The 15,763-nt window shown below is 66.4% G+C and carries 16 protein-coding genes; 10 read left to right on the top strand and 6 right to left on the bottom strand.

From position 1 onward, the window contains the following. Nucleotides 1-56: 56 nt before the first annotated feature. Both QSV46_RS15295 and QSV46_RS15290 read left to right on the top strand, forming a co-directional pair. Nucleotides 57-920 carry a ribonuclease HII gene (locus tag QSV46_RS15295; RefSeq protein WP_314952529.1) on the top strand — a complete coding sequence of 288 codons (864 nt, stop codon included), beginning with the start codon at nucleotides 57-59 and terminating at the stop codon, nucleotides 918-920. 98 nt (nucleotides 921-1,018) lie between these two features. Next, nucleotides 1,019-2,527, top strand: coding sequence for a glycosyltransferase family 39 protein (locus QSV46_RS15290; RefSeq protein ID WP_314952524.1), 1,509 nt, complete (start codon nucleotides 1,019-1,021; stop codon nucleotides 2,525-2,527). A gap of 121 nt (nucleotides 2,528-2,648) precedes the next feature. Here QSV46_RS15290 and QSV46_RS15285 read toward each other — a convergent pair whose 3' ends face one another. Beyond that, on the bottom strand, nucleotides 2,649-3,455 hold the full coding sequence (locus tag QSV46_RS15285; protein ID WP_314952522.1) for a uracil-DNA glycosylase: 807 nt from the start codon (nucleotides 3,453-3,455) through the stop codon (nucleotides 2,649-2,651). A 137-nt stretch (nucleotides 3,456-3,592) separates the two neighbouring features. Here QSV46_RS15285 and QSV46_RS15280 point away from each other — a divergent pair, with 137 nt between their 5' ends. The 3 genes from QSV46_RS15280 to QSV46_RS15270 all read left to right on the top strand — a co-directional run bounded on the left by QSV46_RS15280 (nucleotide 3,593) and on the right by QSV46_RS15270 (nucleotide 8,279). Beyond that, nucleotides 3,593-5,254 carry an electron transfer flavoprotein-ubiquinone oxidoreductase gene (locus tag QSV46_RS15280; protein ID WP_314952519.1) on the top strand — a complete coding sequence of 554 codons (1,662 nt, stop codon included), beginning with the start codon at nucleotides 3,593-3,595 and terminating at the stop codon, nucleotides 5,252-5,254. A gap of 315 nt (nucleotides 5,255-5,569) precedes the next feature. Continuing rightward, nucleotides 5,570-7,366: a tetratricopeptide repeat protein gene (locus QSV46_RS15275; protein ID WP_314952516.1), complete on the top strand. Its 1,797-nt coding sequence runs from the start codon at nucleotides 5,570-5,572 to the stop codon at nucleotides 7,364-7,366. Nucleotides 7,367-7,394: 28 nt separating this feature from the next. Further along, nucleotides 7,395-8,279: a 4-(cytidine 5'-diphospho)-2-C-methyl-D-erythritol kinase gene (locus QSV46_RS15270; RefSeq protein WP_314952513.1), complete on the top strand. Its 885-nt coding sequence runs from the start codon at nucleotides 7,395-7,397 to the stop codon at nucleotides 8,277-8,279. On the opposite strand, the gene QSV46_RS15265 is transcribed toward QSV46_RS15270, so the two are convergent. From QSV46_RS15265 to QSV46_RS15250, 4 genes are read right to left on the bottom strand one after another with little or no spacing between them, the layout of a single operon-like run. Next, nucleotides 8,276-9,151, bottom strand: a complete 876-nt coding sequence (locus tag QSV46_RS15265; RefSeq protein ID WP_314952510.1) for an alpha/beta hydrolase — start codon at nucleotides 9,149-9,151, stop codon at nucleotides 8,276-8,278. The two genes, QSV46_RS15270 and QSV46_RS15265, sit on opposite strands and share 4 nt — an antisense overlap. Continuing rightward, the gene (locus QSV46_RS15260) at nucleotides 9,144-9,776 is read right to left on the bottom strand and encodes a LysE family translocator (protein ID WP_314952508.1); all 633 of its coding nucleotides are present in this window, start codon (nucleotides 9,774-9,776) and stop codon (nucleotides 9,144-9,146) included. The genes QSV46_RS15265 and QSV46_RS15260 overlap by 8 nt, the downstream gene beginning before the upstream one ends. Before the next feature lie 43 nt (nucleotides 9,777-9,819). Next, nucleotides 9,820-11,082 (bottom strand): beta-ketoacyl-ACP synthase II, encoded by a 1,263-nt coding sequence (gene fabF / locus QSV46_RS15255; RefSeq protein WP_314952505.1) that lies wholly within the window; start codon nucleotides 11,080-11,082, stop codon nucleotides 9,820-9,822. 1 nt (nucleotide 11,083) lies between these two features. Further along, entirely contained in the window at nucleotides 11,084-11,599 is a 516-nt protein-coding gene (locus QSV46_RS15250; protein ID WP_314952503.1) for a helix-turn-helix domain-containing protein, read from the bottom strand. Nucleotides 11,600-11,701: 102 nt separating this feature from the next. Between QSV46_RS15250 and QSV46_RS15245 the strand changes: the two genes are divergently transcribed. Next, nucleotides 11,702-11,890 carry a hypothetical protein gene (locus QSV46_RS15245; RefSeq protein WP_314952500.1) on the top strand — a complete coding sequence of 63 codons (189 nt, stop codon included), beginning with the start codon at nucleotides 11,702-11,704 and terminating at the stop codon, nucleotides 11,888-11,890. Between the two features lie 210 nt (nucleotides 11,891-12,100). Here the strand turns inward: QSV46_RS15245 and QSV46_RS15240 are convergent, their stop codons facing one another. Next, on the bottom strand, nucleotides 12,101-13,108 hold the full coding sequence (locus QSV46_RS15240) for a polyprenyl synthetase family protein (RefSeq protein WP_314952497.1): 1,008 nt from the start codon (nucleotides 13,106-13,108) through the stop codon (nucleotides 12,101-12,103). Nucleotides 13,109-13,239: 131 nt separating this feature from the next. On the opposite strand from QSV46_RS15240, the gene QSV46_RS15235 reads away from it, so the two are divergent. The 4 genes from QSV46_RS15235 (at nucleotide 13,240) to QSV46_RS15220 (ending at nucleotide 15,657) form a co-directional block, all read left to right on the top strand. Further along, nucleotides 13,240-13,467, top strand: coding sequence for a DUF2007 domain-containing protein (locus QSV46_RS15235; RefSeq protein WP_314952495.1), 228 nt, complete (start codon nucleotides 13,240-13,242; stop codon nucleotides 13,465-13,467). Further along, nucleotides 13,460-14,227, top strand: a complete 768-nt coding sequence (locus QSV46_RS15230) for a tRNA1(Val) (adenine(37)-N6)-methyltransferase (RefSeq protein ID WP_314952492.1) — start codon at nucleotides 13,460-13,462, stop codon at nucleotides 14,225-14,227. The genes QSV46_RS15235 and QSV46_RS15230 overlap by 8 nt, the downstream gene beginning before the upstream one ends. A 214-nt stretch (nucleotides 14,228-14,441) precedes the next feature. Continuing rightward, nucleotides 14,442-15,350, top strand: coding sequence for a S49 family peptidase (locus QSV46_RS15225; RefSeq protein WP_314952490.1), 909 nt, complete (start codon nucleotides 14,442-14,444; stop codon nucleotides 15,348-15,350). Nucleotides 15,351-15,465: 115 nt separating this feature from the next. Then, a complete protein-coding gene (locus QSV46_RS15220) occupies nucleotides 15,466-15,657 on the top strand; it encodes a hypothetical protein (RefSeq protein WP_314952487.1) in 192 nt (63 codons plus the stop codon). Nucleotides 15,658-15,763 lie beyond the last annotated feature (106 nt).

Here is a 15,763-nt window from a genome sequence, read left to right as displayed (position 1 = left end):
GAATTGCGCGCGGTTCCCGGTTGCGCAGGCCGGGCTGCTTGCGCACGATCCCGGCCATGATTCGGGACCATTCCGCCAAGAAGCCGGCCCAAGACGCGCCCAGGAAGGCCGCTGCGAAGCAGCTCGCGCCCGCGACGGCGGCCAAGACTGCCGCGACGAAGACTGCTGCCGGCAAGACCGCTGCCGGCAAGAAAGGCATCATCGCCGTCGCGCCCCCAAGCTTCCGCCGCGAGCGCACGCTGATCAAGCGCGGCGTCTGGCCGGTCGCCGGCTGCGACGAGGCCGGGCGCGGGCCGCTGGCCGGTCCCGTGGTGGCGGCCGCCGTGATTCTCGATCCCGACCGCATCCCGCGCGGTATCGACGATTCCAAGCGGCTGACGGCCGAAGAGCGCGAAAGGCTATTCGACAAGATCTGCGCCACCGCGCAAGTCTCGGTCGCCGTCGCCTCACGCGCCCGGATCGACCGCGACAACATTCTGCGCGCCTCGCTGTGGGCCTTGAAGCGCGCCGTGGTGGCGCTGCCCGAGCCGCCCCGTCACGTCTTCGTCGACGGCCGCGACCGGCTGGATACGTCGTGCGACTGCGAGGCCGTAATCGGCGGCGACGGCATCGTGCTGTCGATCGCCGCGGCCTCGATCGTTGCCAAGGTGACGCGCGACCGCCTGATGTGCGCGCTGGCGCAGGACTGTCCCGGCTATGGCTTCGAGCAGCACAAGGGCTATGCCGTGCCCGAGCACCTTGACGCGCTCGACCGCCTCGGTCCCACCGTCCATCACCGCAGCTTCTTCGCCCCCGTCGCGGCGGCCCGCGCCAAGCACATGCCATGGACCATCGAGCCGGTGCAGGACCTGTTCGCGGTCGCCGAGGTGGAGGTGCAGGTGGAAGCCGCCCTCGAAATCGATGCGACACCGAGCCCCTAGAACAGACTGCCGTTGCCACGACGCGCAGCGCCCTTTATCAAAACAGTCGTGAGCGAACAGGGCCGGCTGGACGGGTTGGCTGCATCTTCAGGCATTGCATGCGGTTTACCTCCCTGGTCATCGAGCTCATTCGCGCCCGGCCGCGGCTGATCGTCTGGATCGCCGTGCTGCTCCAGTCCGCGATGTGGCTGTTCGTGGCGCTGGTGTTTTACCGCAGCCCGCCGGGTGCGCTCGCCACGCTTTTGGCCTTCGGCCGCGAATACCAGGTCGGCACCGATCTCGGCCCACCCTTGCCGGTCTGGCTCGCCGACATCGCCTACCGCGCCGCTGGTGGCCACATGTTCGGCGTCTACGTCCTCGCCCAGCTCTGCGAGGTCGCGACCTTCGTCGCCCTCTACCATCTCTCCCGCGCCGTGGTCGGCTCGCAGCAGGCGGTGCTCGCCGTGCTCTTGACCATGACCGTGCTGGCCTTCTCCTCGCCCGCACTCGATTTCGGATCCCTGGTGCTGGCGCGTCCGCTCTGGGCGCTGCTGCTGCTGCATTCCTGGCAGATCATCGGCCAGCGCCGCGGCAATGCCTGGTTCGCCTGGTCGATCGAGGCGGGCCTCTTGCTGCTGACGACACCCGCAGCGATCTTCCTGCTGCTCCTGCTCGTCATCTTCGCCGTCTCGACCGCCCGCGGCCGTCGCACCTTGCGCGCGCTGGATCCGCTGTTCGCGCTGATCGTCGTCGCCGTGCTGGCGCTGCCCTATGCGGTCTGGCTGATGCGCGCCGAGACGCTGGTGCTGCCGAATCTGCCGCAAGTCGACGAGCTGAACGCCCGGGCGCTGCATGCGGCCTGGCTGCTCGGCGGGCTCGTGCTCGGGGCTGCCGCGATCCCGGCGCTGACCTTCCTCAATGCCGGCCTGTTCGTCGCCAAGGGCGAGGAGGCGCCGATCATCTATCGTCCGCCGGTCGAGCCGCTCGCGCGCAACTTCGTCCATTTCTTCGCGCTGGCGCCCGCGCTCGGCGCGGTCCTGATCTCCGGCATCCTCGGGCTCGAGACCCTCGTCGCCGGCGCCGGTGTCCTGCTGGTCATGTCCGGGCTTGCCGTGGTCGTCGTGGCCGGCGATCTCATCGCGATGCGCCGCGCGCGGATGCTGCGGACGGTGTGGGCCGCCGCCGTCGTGGCGCCCGCAATCGGCGTCGTGCTCGCCGTCCTGCTTCTGCCCTGGACCGGCACCGGCGAGATCGCGACCTCGATGCCGGCACGCGCGATCTCCGATTTCTTCGACGAGAGCTTTGCCCGCCGCACCAATCATCGCCTGCGCGCGGTCGCCGGCGAGACTCAAATTGCGAGCCTGATCGCGCTGCATTCCGGCCGGCCGCATCTGTTCATCGACGCTCAGCCCGCGCGCACGCCGTGGATGAGCCAGGCGAAATTCAGCGAGACCGGCGGCGTCGTGGTCTGGCGCGCCTCCGAAACCGCCGGCACGCCGCCGCCGGAAATCCTCGCGCGTTTCCCCGGCATCGTGCCGGAAGTGCCCCGCGCTTTCGAGTGGCTGGTGACCGGCCGCCAGCAGCTTTTGCGGATCGGCTGGGCCATCGTGCGGCCGAAGGGGACGTAGCGACAACGCAGCAATCGTAGCGTGGGCAAAGGCGCAAAGCGCCGTGCCCACCGTCAAGTCTATCCGTCGTCGAGATAAAGATGGTGGGCACGCTTCGCTTTGCCCACCCTACGAGAGCCTGCTACCCCGCCAGCACCTTTGCGATCGCCCGCAGATCCTGCCAGGCCAGCCGCTTGTAGGAGGGCGAGCGGAGCAGATAGGCCGGGTGGAAGGTCGGTAGCGCGCGGATCGTGCGGCTGCCCGTCTCGTACTCGAACCAGCGGCCGCGCGTGCGCATGATGCCTTCGCGGGTTCCGAGCAGCGTCTGCGTCGAGGGATTGCCGAGCGTCACCAGCACGTCGGGATTCACCAGCTCGATCTGGCGCTGGATGAAGGGCAGGCAAATTTGTGTCTCCTGCGGCGTCGGCGTGCGGTTGCCGGGCGGCCGCCAGGGAATCACGTTGGCGATGTAGGCCGTGCTGCGGTTGAGGCCGATAGCTCCTATCATCAGATCGAGCAGCTTGCCGCTGCGCCCGACGAAGGGCAGCCCCTCGATGTCCTCGTCGCGGCCCGGCGCTTCACCGACGAACATGATGCGCGCCTGCGGGTTGCCGTCGGCGAACACCAGCCGCGTCGCGGTGTGCTTCAGCGCGCAGCCCTCGAAACTCTGCATCAGCTCGCGCAGCGCCTCGAGCGTCGGCGCGGTGCGCGCGGCCTCGCGCGCGGAGGCGATCGCGATCTCGGGCGCAGGTGCGGCTTCGCCGCGCATCACCGCGGGCGCTGCGACCGGCCGCGGCGCCTCGATGGGCGGTGCTGCGCGCGGGGCCGGCGGCGGGGCGTCCAATTCCGCCAGGCGGTCGATCGGCTCCTCCGCGAGCGCGCAGTCGACCCCGGCCTCCAGATAGAAGGCGAGAAGCTCTCGGACGGTGGGTGCGGGGTCGGGGATCATTTGGAAAGTCAGACTTTTATATCAGTTTGCGCCGCCTTGCATCCCACCGGAACGCATTTCCGTGGTTGTCCTACCCGGAAAAATCGGAAACAAGAGGGCGCAATCGACCCAAGGACCGTCTCAAGGGCTGAGATCAGATGAGCACCGAAGAACTTCCTCCGCGCGAATCCATGGAATTCGACGTCGTCATCGTCGGCGCCGGCCCCTCGGGCCTGGCTGCGGCGATCCGGCTGAAGCAGCTCAACGCCGATCTCAACGTCGTCGTGGTGGAGAAGGGCTCCGAGGTCGGTGCGCATATTCTCTCCGGCGCCGTGATCGACCCGGCCGGGCTCGACAAGCTGATCCCGGACTGGCGCGAGGATTCCGATTGTCCGCTGAAGACGCAGGTGAAGGACGACCGCTTCTACTGGATGACCGCTGGCGGCGCGATCAAGCTGCCGAACTTCATCATGCCGCCGCTGATGTACAATCATCACTGCTATATCGGCTCACTCGGCAATGTCTGCCGCTGGCTGGCGCGCAAGGCCGAGGCGCTCGGTGTCGAGATCTATCCGGGCTTTGCCGCGGCCGAGGTGCTCTATGACGAGCAGGGCGCGGTGAAGGGCATCGCCACCGGCGACATGGGCGTCGGCAGGGATGGCAAACCGAAGGATTCCTTTACCCGCGGCATGGAATTGCTCGGCAAGTACACGCTGTTCGCCGAAGGCGCCCGCGGCAGCCTGACCAAGCAGTTGATCGCGAAGTTCGCACTGGACTCCAACAGTGAGCCGGCGAAGTTCGGCATCGGCCTCAAGGAAGTCTGGCAGATCGATCCCGCCAAGCACCAGAAGGGGTTGATCCAGCATTCCTTCGGCTGGCCGCTCGACCTGAAGACCGGCGGCGGCTCGTTCCTCTATCATTACGATGACAATCTCGTCGCCGTCGGCTTCGTCGTGCATCTCAACTACGACGACCCGTACCTGTCGCCGTTCGACGAATTTCAGCGCTTCAAGACCCATCCGTCGATCCGCGGCACCTTCGAAGGCGCCAAGCGGCTCGCCTATGGCGCGCGCGCCATCACTGAAGGCGGCTATCAGTCGGTGCCGAAGCTGACCTTCCCCGGCGGTGCGCTGATCGGCTGCGCGGCCGGCTTCGTCAACGTTCCCCGCATCAAGGGCGTGCACAATGCTATGGGCACCGGCATGCTGGCTGCCGAAAATGTCGCAGCGGCGCTCGCCGCAAATCGCGCCAATGACGAGATCATCGACTACGAGAACGCGTGGCGCTCCTCGTCGGTCGGCAAGGATTTGTTCCTGGTCCGCAACGTCAAGCCGCTGTGGTCGAAATTCGGCACCGTGCTCGGCGTCGCGCTCGGCGGCTTCGACATGTGGTGCAACACGCTGTTCGGCGCCTCGCTGTTCGGCACCCAGTCGCATGCCAAGCCCGATCGCGCCACGCTCGATCCGGCCAAGCAACATGCGCCGAGGACCTATCCGAAGCCGGACGGCAAGATCACCTTCGACAAGCTGTCCTCGGTGTTCCTGTCCAACACCAACCATGAGGAGGACCAGCCGGTTCATCTCAAGGTCACGGACATGAATCTGCAGAAGACCTCCGAGCACGACGTGTTCGCCGGTCCCTCGAACCGCTATTGCCCGGCCGGCGTCTATGAGTGGGTCGAGGAAGGTTCGAGCCCGCGCTTCCAGATCAACGCCCAGAATTGCGTCCACTGCAAAACCTGCGACGTGAAGGACCCCAACGGCAACATCACCTGGGTTCCCCCGGAGGGGGGCGGCGGCCCGAATTACGAGGCGATGTAAGCCGGGACAATTGGACCGAGGCGATCAAGCCACGGCCAATGTGACGTGCCTCCGGCATTGTGACGCACGTTCGCGTGAGAACCGGGCCGTGGTGGCGGCCCATGGCCACGATAAGGCCATACTGGCAGCGTCTTGGGGCGCTGACGGCCGGTTTGGGACGCGCGGAGGGGATCGCACGCCCGAATCCTTGCGGTGAAGCGCCAAAAGCGGCATTGTCGGCCTGACGGTTCCGGGTCCCGATGCCACCGGCCGCGTTGGCATGCGATACGGCCTTCTGCTGCAAACCCAGGCACTACCAACTCAAGGCGAGCCCTGATGTTCTCAAATCGTTTCAACCGCTGGACCGCTGCCGCCATCGCCCTCATGGGCACCGCGATTGCGACGGTCCCCGGCGCGGTCCTGGCGCAGACACCGGATCATCCGTCCGACACGGCGGCGCAATTTCCGACCCGAAACGATCTGAAGTCGCTGACGACCTCCGGCAGCTATCTCGCTGCGCGCCACGCCAGCGTCGAGCGCGACGCGACCTCCGCCGCCGCCTTCTACCGCTCGGCTCTGCGCACCGACCCGAAGAACAACGAGCTGCTCGACCGCGCCTTCATCTCGTCGGTCGCCGACGGCGACATCGACGAAGCCGTCAAGCTCGCCGAGCGCATCCTCACCATCGACAAGACCAACCGCGTCGCGCGTCTCGTCGTCGGCGTGCACGATCTCAAGACGAAGAAATATGCGACGGCGCAGACCAACATCAACCAGTCGATCCGAGGTCCGATTACCGATCTCGTCGCTACGCTGTTGTCGGGTTGGGCCGCCTATGGTGCGGGCGATGCCAAGGCCGGTGTCGCCACCATCGACAAGCTCGCCGGTCCCGAATGGTATCCGCTGTTCAAGGATCTCCATGCCGGCATGATCCTCGAGCTCTCAGGCAAGGAGAAGGATGCGGGCACCCGTTTCGAGCGCGCCTACAAGCTCGACGATTCCATGCTGCGCGTCACCGAGGCCTATGCGCGCTGGCTGTCCCGCAACAAGGACTCCGCCGCCGCGACCAATGTCTACCAGGCCTTCGACAAGAAGCTCGCCCGCCATCCGCTGATCGTGGACGGCCTGCGCGATACCAAGGCCGGCAAGAAGATGCCGCCATTGGTCGATTCCGCGCAAGCCGGTGCGGCCGAAGCGCTCTACGGCATCGGCGCCACGCTGACTCGCCGCGGCGGCGAGGATCTGGCGCTGGTCTATCTCCAGCTCTCGCTCTACCTCCAGCCGACCCATCCGCTGGCGCTGCTCTCTCTCGCCGATCTCTACGAATCGGTGAAGCGGCCGCAGATGGCGATCAAGGTCTACGAACGCGTGCCTGCGAACTCGCCGCTGAAGCGCAACGCGCAGATCCAGCTCGCCATCGATCTGGACTCCGCCGACCGCACCGAAGAGGCCATCAAGATCCTCAAGGGCGTCACCACTGACGATGTCAAGGATCTCGAAGCCATCATGGCGCTCGGCAACATCGAGCGCGGCCGCAAGAAGTTCGGCGATTGCGGCGCGACCTATTCGCGGGGCATCGACGTGCTGCCTGCCGGCAACGACAAGGCCAACAGCGTCTGGTATTATTATCGCGGCATCTGCGAGGAGCGCTCCAAGCAATGGAGCAAGGCCGAAGCAGACATGAAGAAGGCGCTCGAACTCCAGCCCGACCAGCCGCACGTCCTCAACTATCTCGGCTATTCCTGGATCGACCAGGGCGTGAATCTCGACGAAGGCATGAAGATGATCAAGCGCGCCGTCGAGCAGCGGCCCGACGACGGCTACATCGTCGACTCCCTCGGCTGGGCCTATTACCGCATCGGCAATTACGAGGAGGCGGTGAAAAACCTCGAGCGCGCGATCGACCTCAAGCCCGAGGATCCCACCATCAACGATCACCTCGGCGATGCCTATTGGCGCGTCGGCCGCACCTTGGAAGCCAAGTTCCAGTGGGCGCATGCACGCGATCTCAAGCCCGAGGCGGAAGAGCTTCCGAAGATCGAGGCCAAGATCGCCAACGGTTTGACCGAAGACAATGCGAACTCCTCGGCCGCACAGGCGGAGAAGAAGAAGGACGACGGCAAGGGCGGCTAGTCTGAGTGAAGTTGGGGGTTGCTCGGCAATGCCGGCGTTGATTGAAGAAGGACGGGCGAAGGTCAATCTGAGCCTTCGCGTAATCGGCCGTCGTGCCGACGGCTATCATGACCTCGAAAGTGTGGTCGCGTTTGCCGACTGTGCCGACCGGCTCACGCTGGAGCCCGGCGGCGAGCTGAAGCTTTCCACCACGGGGCCGCTTGCCGCAGCCTGCGGCGATACCGCGGACAATCTCGTGTTCAAGGCGGCCAAGCTGTTGGCCGAGGCCGTGCCGAACCTGAAGCTGGGCGCCTTCGCGCTCGACAAGGTGCTTCCCGTTGCGGCCGGCATCGGCGGCGGATCGGCTGATGCCGCAGCGGCGCTTCGGCTGTTGGCGCGTCTCAACAATCTGTCGCTCGATGATGCCCGTCTTCAGAAGGTCGCGCTCGCGACCGGCGCCGACGTGCCGGTGTGCCTGTTCTCGCGCGCCTGCGACATGACCGGCGTCGGTGAGCAGCTGTTGCCGCTCGCGCTGCCGAGCATGCCCTGCGTGATGGTCAATCCGCGCGTGCCTGTCGCCACCAAGGACGTGTTTCGGGAACTGGGCCTGCGCAACGGCGAATTGCTGGTCGGCGTCACCGATGTCATCCGCGCTACGGCATGGCCGGACGAGGGCGCCTCCATTGCCGATTGGGTCGATATCCTCGAAAACATACCCAACGATCTCGAAGCCCCTGCGCTGCGCATCCAGCCTGTCATCGGTGACGTGCTGGAGGCCTTGCGCGACTCCGCCGGCGTCAAGCTCGCTCGCATGTCCGGCTCGGGCGCGACCTGCTTTGCGATCTATGGCACGCCTGCCGATGCGCATGCCGCCGCCGAAAGGATCCGGCGTGATCACTCCGGCTGGTGGGTGCATGCGGGGATGTTGAGCTAACCGCCGTGTTCAGCGAGCCCGAGAAACCGACGGATCTCGCCCAGCACCTCCTGCGGCTTGTCATGCTGCAGCCAGTGCCCCGCGCCGGCGATCGTCTCAATACGCGCGTCTCGGAAATAGCGCTCCAGCCCCGCCGCCCTGGCGCCGGCGAGAAAGCTCTCGCCGGCATTGAGCAGCAGCGTCGGGCAGGCGATGCGCGACCACAGCGCGACGTGATCGTCTGGCCACAGCCGGTGCGGCGCAGAGGCGCGCTGGTAGGGATCGAACTTCCAGCTATAGGTGCCGTCCCCGTTCTGCCGCGTGCCGTGCGTGGCGAGGTGCAGCGCGAGCTCGCGGGACAGCCGCTTGTTGTGCAGCACCATCTGCGCGGCCGCGTCTTCGAGAGTCGCATAGCGGCGCGGCGTGCGCTCGTGCAGCCTGTCGAGCTGGCCGACCCATTTGGTGATGCGCTCATGCGTTGGCGCTTTGGGCGTGTCCGGCAGCATGGTCACGCCGTCGAGGACGACGAGCTTCGAGACCTTCTCGGGGAAAGATCCTGTAAAGATCAGGCTCACCATGCCGCCCATGGAATGGCCGATCAGAGTGATCTGAGGCGCCGCGATGCTGCGGACGAGCTGGGCGAGATCGTAGACATACTCCGTCAGCGCGTAGCTGCCGCCCTTGGTCCAGTCGGAATCGCCGTGGCCGCGCAGGTCGGGCGCGAGCACGTGGAAATGCGGCTGCAGCGACCGGGCGATGACGTCCCAGCTCCGGCAATGATCGCGGCCGCCGTGAACTAGGATGGCGACCGGCGCGCCCTCATTGCCCCAATCGGCATAATGCAGCCGCAAGCCGTGCGATTCATGGAAGCGGCTTTGCGGAGCGCTAGCCATTGGCCGGGCGCCGCGCCAGTGCAAGCGAGAGGCCGAGGCCGGTGATGAACAGTCCGGAGCCCTGGGTGAGGCGCCGCATGAGCTGCGGCCGTCCAATCAGCCGCGTGCGCGTCGCGGAGGCCATCAGCACCACCACGACGTCGGCAAGCGTGTTCAGCGTCACGGAGATCGCACCCAGCACGATGAATTGCAGGGTGATGTTGGATCCCGCCGGATCGAGAAACTGCGGAATGAAGGCGAGGAAGAACGCCGCGGTCTTCGGGTTCAGCGCCTCGACCAGCACGCCGTCGCGAAACGCGCGGCTGTCGCCGACCAGCTCGCTCTCCAGCGACGCCGCGCGGCCGGCGCTGCGAAAGGTCCTGATGCCGAGCCAGACCAGATAGAGCGCGCCGACGAATTTCACCGCGGCAAACAGCTCGGCGCTGGCCAGGATGATCGCGGAGATGCCAAGGCTGCCCGCGACGACATGAACCATCCCGCCGAGTGCCGTGCCCGCGGTCGAGGCGAAACCGCTGGCGCGTCCTTCCGACAAGGTCCGGGCCGCGACGTAGAAGATGCCTGGGCCGGGAACGGCGGCAATGAGACAAGCTGCGGCCAGGAACAGCCAGAAATTCGTTCCGATCATCCTGTTTTGGTAACGAAGCCTGCCGCGATTGCAAGGCCTCTCATCAGCCCATCCGGCGGAAGATCGCGCTGGCGTTGACCCCGCCGAAGCCGAAGCCATTGGTGATGGCGCTCTGCATCGGCATCGGCCGCGCACGGCCTGAGACGATGTCGATGCCATCAGCGCCCGCATCAGGATTTTCGAGATTGAGCGTCGGCGGCGCGATCTGGTCGCGCAGGGCGAGGATTGTGAAGATCGCCTCGAGGCCGCCGGCGGCGCCGAGCAGATGGCCGGTGGCCGATTTGGTCGCGCTCACGGCAATCCCGCGGTTGCGGCCGAACAGCGCGGCGATGGCGCCAAGCTCGCCCTCGTCGCCGGCCGGCGTCGACGTCGCGTGCGCGTTGAGGTGCTGCAGATCGGCGGGCTCAAGGTTGGCCTGCCGAAGCGCGATCTCCATGGCGCGGCGGGCGCCGTCGCCGTCGGGCGGACCCGACGTCATGTGATAGGCATCCGCCGTCGTGCCGTATCCGACGAGCTCCACGATCGGCGTCGCGCCGCGCGCCAGCGCATGCTCGAGATCCTCGATCACCAGGATGCCGGCGCCCTCACCCATGACGAATCCGTCGCGGTCGCGATCGAACGGGCGCGAGGCGCGTGCGGGCTGGTCGTTGAAGGAGCTCGACAGCGCGCGGGCCGCGGCAAAGCCGCCGAGGCTGACGATATCGATGCAGGCTTCCGCGCCGCCGCAGATCGCGATGTCGGCTTCGCCGCCGCGGATCATGCGCGCGGCATCGCCGATCGCCTGGACGCCGGCGGCGCATGCCGTGACCGGCGTGCCCAGCGCGCCCGTGTAGCCGTATTTGATCGAGACGTGGCCGGCCGCGAGATTGGCGAGGAACGAAGGGATCGTGAACGGCGAGAGCCGGCGCGCGCCGCGCTGCTCGGTGATGCGCACCGCCTCTGCCATTGCGGGGAAGCCGCCGACGCCGGAGCCGATGATCGTTGCGGTTCGTTCCAGCGCGCTGGCGTCCTGCGGCATCCATTTGGCCTGCGTCACCGCTTCCGCGGTGGCGAGCAGCGCGAACAGGATGAAGCGGTCCATCTTGCGCTGGTCTTTTGGCGCGGCGGCCTGCGCGGGATCGAAACCGCCGTCGGCATCGTCGGCCTTGTCGGGCACGCGGCCGGCAATGCGCGCAGGCAACGCCTGCGCCCATTCGGGCAGGGGGCGCAGTCCGCTTTGGCCGGCGAGCAGCCGCTGCCAGGACAGTTCAACACCACAGGCGAGCGGCGACACCGCGCCCATTCCCGTCACGACGATACGACGCATGTCAGTCTCCCGCCGGCGCGACGGCCGGGTTCATGGCTTTGAGCGAGGCGAGCCGCGCGCGCATGCCGCGGCTGGCGCGGGGACCCGCGATAAGCACCGCATTGGCGAGCGTGATCGGACGCATGTCGGCGGCATCGACCACGATCGGATCGAACGGACGAACGTCACTCCGGTTCGCCAGCACGATCGATTCGCCCTTCGGCGCGAGATGCTTGTTGCCCCAGGCGAGCAGCGCCGCGACCACGGGAAAGAAATCCCGTGCCTTGTCCGTCAGCACATAGTCGTAACGCGGCGGCCGCTCCTGATAGCGGCGGCGGACGAACATGCCGCTCGCGGTGAGATGGGCAAGCCGCCGCGACAGGATGTTCGGCGCAATCCCGAGGCTTTGCGAGAATTCGTCGAACTTGGTCGCCCCCTGGAACGCATCCCGCAGGATCAAAATGCTCCACCACTCGCCGACCGTCTCCACGGCGCGGCCGACCGGGCATTCCTGGATGGACGGCGATTTGGGCTGCATGGCGGCAAGGTAGGGGAGTAGCTTGCAAAATGCAAGTCACTAGCCGGGCTGCCCGGACGCAGCGCAGCGCTTCTTCAGCGGTGCGCTGCAGAGCCGGGGCCCATGTTGCTGATGATTGCGGATGTCGCGTGGGTCCCCGGATCTGCGCAGCAGCGTTTCACGCCGCAGCGCGTCCGGGACACGAGAGTGGGGCGACGCCGGCGCACCCTCCTCCATCATTGCGAGCGCAGCGAAGCAATCCAGAATCTTTCCGCGGTGGCGGTCTGGATTGTTTCGCTGCGCTCGCAATGACGAGGGGGAATGGCTCACCCATATCTATCACCGTCACCCTGAGGTGCTCGCCTCTTCGGCGAGCCTCGAAGGGCGGCGGCCGGCTGCATCGCGGCCGTGCATCCTTCGAGGCTCCCCATGGGACGCGTTGCGTCCCATGCCTCGCACCTCAGGATGATGACGGGCTACTGCAAGTGTAGGAGCGACCAGCGCGTCGAGCCGAAACGCGAATTAATGCGACCTTGCCAAACAGAACGCCACGACCTGCTCCAGCGCGCTCTTCATCGGCGACGACGGGAACAGCGCGAGCGCATCGACGGCCATGGCGCCGTAGTGGTGGGCGCGGCTGATTGTATCCTCAAGTGCGCGGTGCTTGTTCATCAGGCCGATGGCGTGGTCGAGATCGCCGTCACCGATCTCGCCGCGCTCCAGCGCGCGAATCCAGAAGGCGCGCTCGGTGTCGTTGCCGCGGCGGAAGGCGAGCACGACCGGCAGCGTGATCTTGCCTTCGCGGAAATCGTCGCCGGTGTTCTTGCCGAGTTTCGCACTCTTGCCGCCATAGTCGAGCACGTCGTCGACGAGCTGGAAGGCAATGCCGAGATTCATGCCGACAGAGCGGCAGGCGGTCTGCTCCGCCTTGGGGCGGTTGGCGATCACCGGCCCGACCTCGCAGGCGGCGGCGAACAGCTCGGCGGTCTTGCCGCGGATCACGGCGAGATACTCGTCCTCGGTGGTCGCGGTGTTCTTGGCGGCCGCAAGCTGCATCACCTCGCCCTCGGCGATGGTGGCGGCGGCGGCGGAAAGGATGTCGAGCGCGCGGAGCGAGCCGACTTCGACCATCATGCGGAAGGCCTGGCCGAGCAGGAAGTCGCCGACCAGCACGCTCGCCTCGTTGCCCCAGAGCATGCGCGCCGACAGCTTGCCGCGTCGCATCTCGCTCTCGTCGACGACGTCGTCGTGGAGCAGGGTGGCGGTGTGCATGAATTCGACGGACGCGGCGAGCTTGACGTGGCCGTCGCCGGTGTAGCCGGCGAGGCTGGCCATGGCGAGCGTGAGCATCGGGCGCAGGCGCTTGCCGCCGGAGGAGATGAGGTGGTTGGCGACCTCCGGGATCATGGTCACGTCCGACCCGGTCCGCGACAGGATCGTGGTGTTGACGCGCTCCATGTCGCCGGCGACAAGGGCAACCAGCTGTTCGATCGACGCGCCGGGAGTTTCGAAAGGTACGATGACGGCCACGCCGGTCTCCAATATTTTCCCCGGAAGGGCTATTCTGATGGAAAGACAATAGAAACTGGCGGCGGATGCGGCAAGGGCTGCAGAACCATTGACATTCGCCGCTTTAACCCCCTTCAGGCAGGAGACCTGCTTTGCGCGAACTGGTTCGAACCAACGATATTGTGCTGGTGTCGGCGATCGGCGCGCTGCTCGACGGCGCCAACATCCATCATCTGGTGCTGGACCAGAACATGAGCATCATCGAGGGCTCGCTCGGTATCTTGCCGCGGCGGATCCTGGTCCATGAGGACGACGCCCAGGAGGCCAGGGAACTCCTCACCGAGGCCGGCCTCAGCCACGAACTGCGCGGCGATGATTGAGGCCCTGCCGGACATCACCGAGGACGCCTTTCTCGGCGGCCAGCTGCGCCTGAAGCAGAAGCGGTCCGGCCATCGCGCCGGGCATGATGCCATTTTGCTCGCGGCGGCCACGGAGACCCGAGCCGGCGAGCGTGTGGTCGATCTCGGCGCCGGGATCGGCACCGCCGGGCTGGCGCTTGCCCGGCGTGTGGCCGGGATCAGACTTGGTCTGATCGAGATTGATCCGGAACTGGCGGAGCTCGCGCGCGCCAATGCGGCGGCGAATGCGATTGCGGCCGAGACGATTGTGCTCGACGTGACGGCCGACGCGCAGGCGTTTGCGGCAAATGGCCTCGGGCCCGACAGCGTCGACGTGGTGCTGATGAACCCGCCCTTCAACGATCCCGCACGTCATCGCGGCTCGCCGGATCAGGCGCGCCACACCGCGCATATGGCGACGGAGGAGACGCTGCATGCGTGGGTGCATGCAGCGCGGCGCATCCTCCGGTCGAATGGCGCGCTGACATTGATCTGGCGTGCAGATGGGATTGGCGATGTCCTGGCAGCGTTGTCGCGCGGCTTTGGCAGCCTGGCGATCCTGCCGGTTCACGGCGAGGCGGGCCGGCCCGCGATCCGCGTGCTGGTGCGCGCGGTCAAGGGCGGCCGGGCGCGAACGCGGCTGCTGCCGGGGCTCATGCTCAACGACGAGCGAGGCGTGCCTGACAACGAGGTGAGGGATATCCTGGACGGGAGAGCGGTGTTGCCGCTGGCGGAGTCGTGAATGCTTACTGGGGAAGCGATTCCGACTGCTGGTCCTGCGGCGTCGTCAGGCGGATCGCCATGAACAGCGCACCGATCAGCAGCATCAGCAGGTAGATTTTCATGGCGTTCTCCGCTGCCTCATTGCAGCCTCTCAACGGAGATTCTGCAAAACACGTTCCGGGCACTTCCAATGACAGTCGCGTGATAAGAAATGGTTAATCAGAGGTAACGGCATGGCCGAAAAATTGAACGATCGTGAGAGTTCCGGCCTGGCCGACAAGCTCATGCAATATCTGCCGGCGCGATTCCGTCCCGGCACGGCGGTCGTGCCGGTGGTGCGGCTCTCGGGCGTGATCGGCGCGGTGACGCCGCTGCGCCCGGGCATGTCGCTCGCGGGTGTCGCGCGCGTGCTGGAGCGGGCGTTTTCGTATCGGAACGCCAAGGCGGTGGCACTGGTGATCAATTCGCCCGGCGGCTCGCCGGTGCAGTCGCGCCAGATCTATCTGCGCATCAAGCAGCTGGCCGCGGAGAAGAAGCTAAAGGTCCTGGTGTTCGTCGAGGATGTCGCGGCCTCCGGCGGCTACATGCTCGCCTGCGCCGGCGACGAGATCATCTGCGACCCGTCCTCGATCCTCGGCTCGATCGGCGTGGTCGGCGGTAGCTTCGGTTTCCAGGAGGCGATCAGGCGGCTCGGCATCGAGCGGCGGCTCTACACGGCCGGCTCGCACAAGGCGATGCTCGACCCATTCCTGCCGGAAAACCCTGACGACGTGGCGAAGCTCAAGGCGATCCAGCGCGAGATCCATCAGATCTTCATTTCGCTGGTGAAGGAGAGCCGCAGCACGCGGCTCAAGGGCAACGACGACACGCTGTTCACGGGCGAATACTGGGCCGGCGAGAGCGCGATCGCGCTCGGGCTCGCCGATGGCATCGGCGATCTCCGCTCAACTCTTCGTGCCCGCTATGGCGAGAAGGTTCTCACCCCCGTGATTGCGCAGCCGACCGGACTGCTCTCCGGCCTTTTGGGGCGCAAATCGCCCGGCGCGGGTCAGCTTTCGGCTCTGGAAACGATCGCCGGGCTGCCGGACGAGCTGATCTCGGCGGTCGAAACGCGGGCGATTTGGGCGAAATTCGGGTTCTAGGCGGCGCCCGCCCGCGCCATTTGGTCCGAGGGGATTTGAACTCGGGCCAATTGCGGTGCGGTCCGGTCTGCGCAAGAATGTGCGTGGGGGCTGAGCACTCAACAAGGATCGACCGATGCCGCCGTTCGTCGCTTTCGCGGGCGTCCTGGGCGGGCTTGCCGTGGTCCGCTGGGCCTACAAGACCGCTGTCCGGATCAACCAGGAGCTGGAGGAGATGCGCCTGTCACGCGTCGCCGAGGCCGCCCATGCCGGGACTATTCAGACGTTGAAGCGTGACCCGGTGACGGGAGCTTATCGGCCGGGTTAGTTACACATTCTCCGTCATTCCGGGGCGCCCAAAGGGCGAACCCGGAATCTCGAGATTCCGGGTTCGATGCTCCGCATCGCCCCGGAATGACAGCCATTTTGGCCCC

Source organism: Bradyrhizobium cosmicum, from assembly GCF_032290525.1.
Taxonomy (GTDB): domain Bacteria; phylum Pseudomonadota; class Alphaproteobacteria; order Rhizobiales; family Xanthobacteraceae; genus Bradyrhizobium; species Bradyrhizobium cosmicum_A.
Note: the sequence above shows the minus strand (reverse complement) of the source record. Positions and strands in the feature narration are given on the sequence as shown.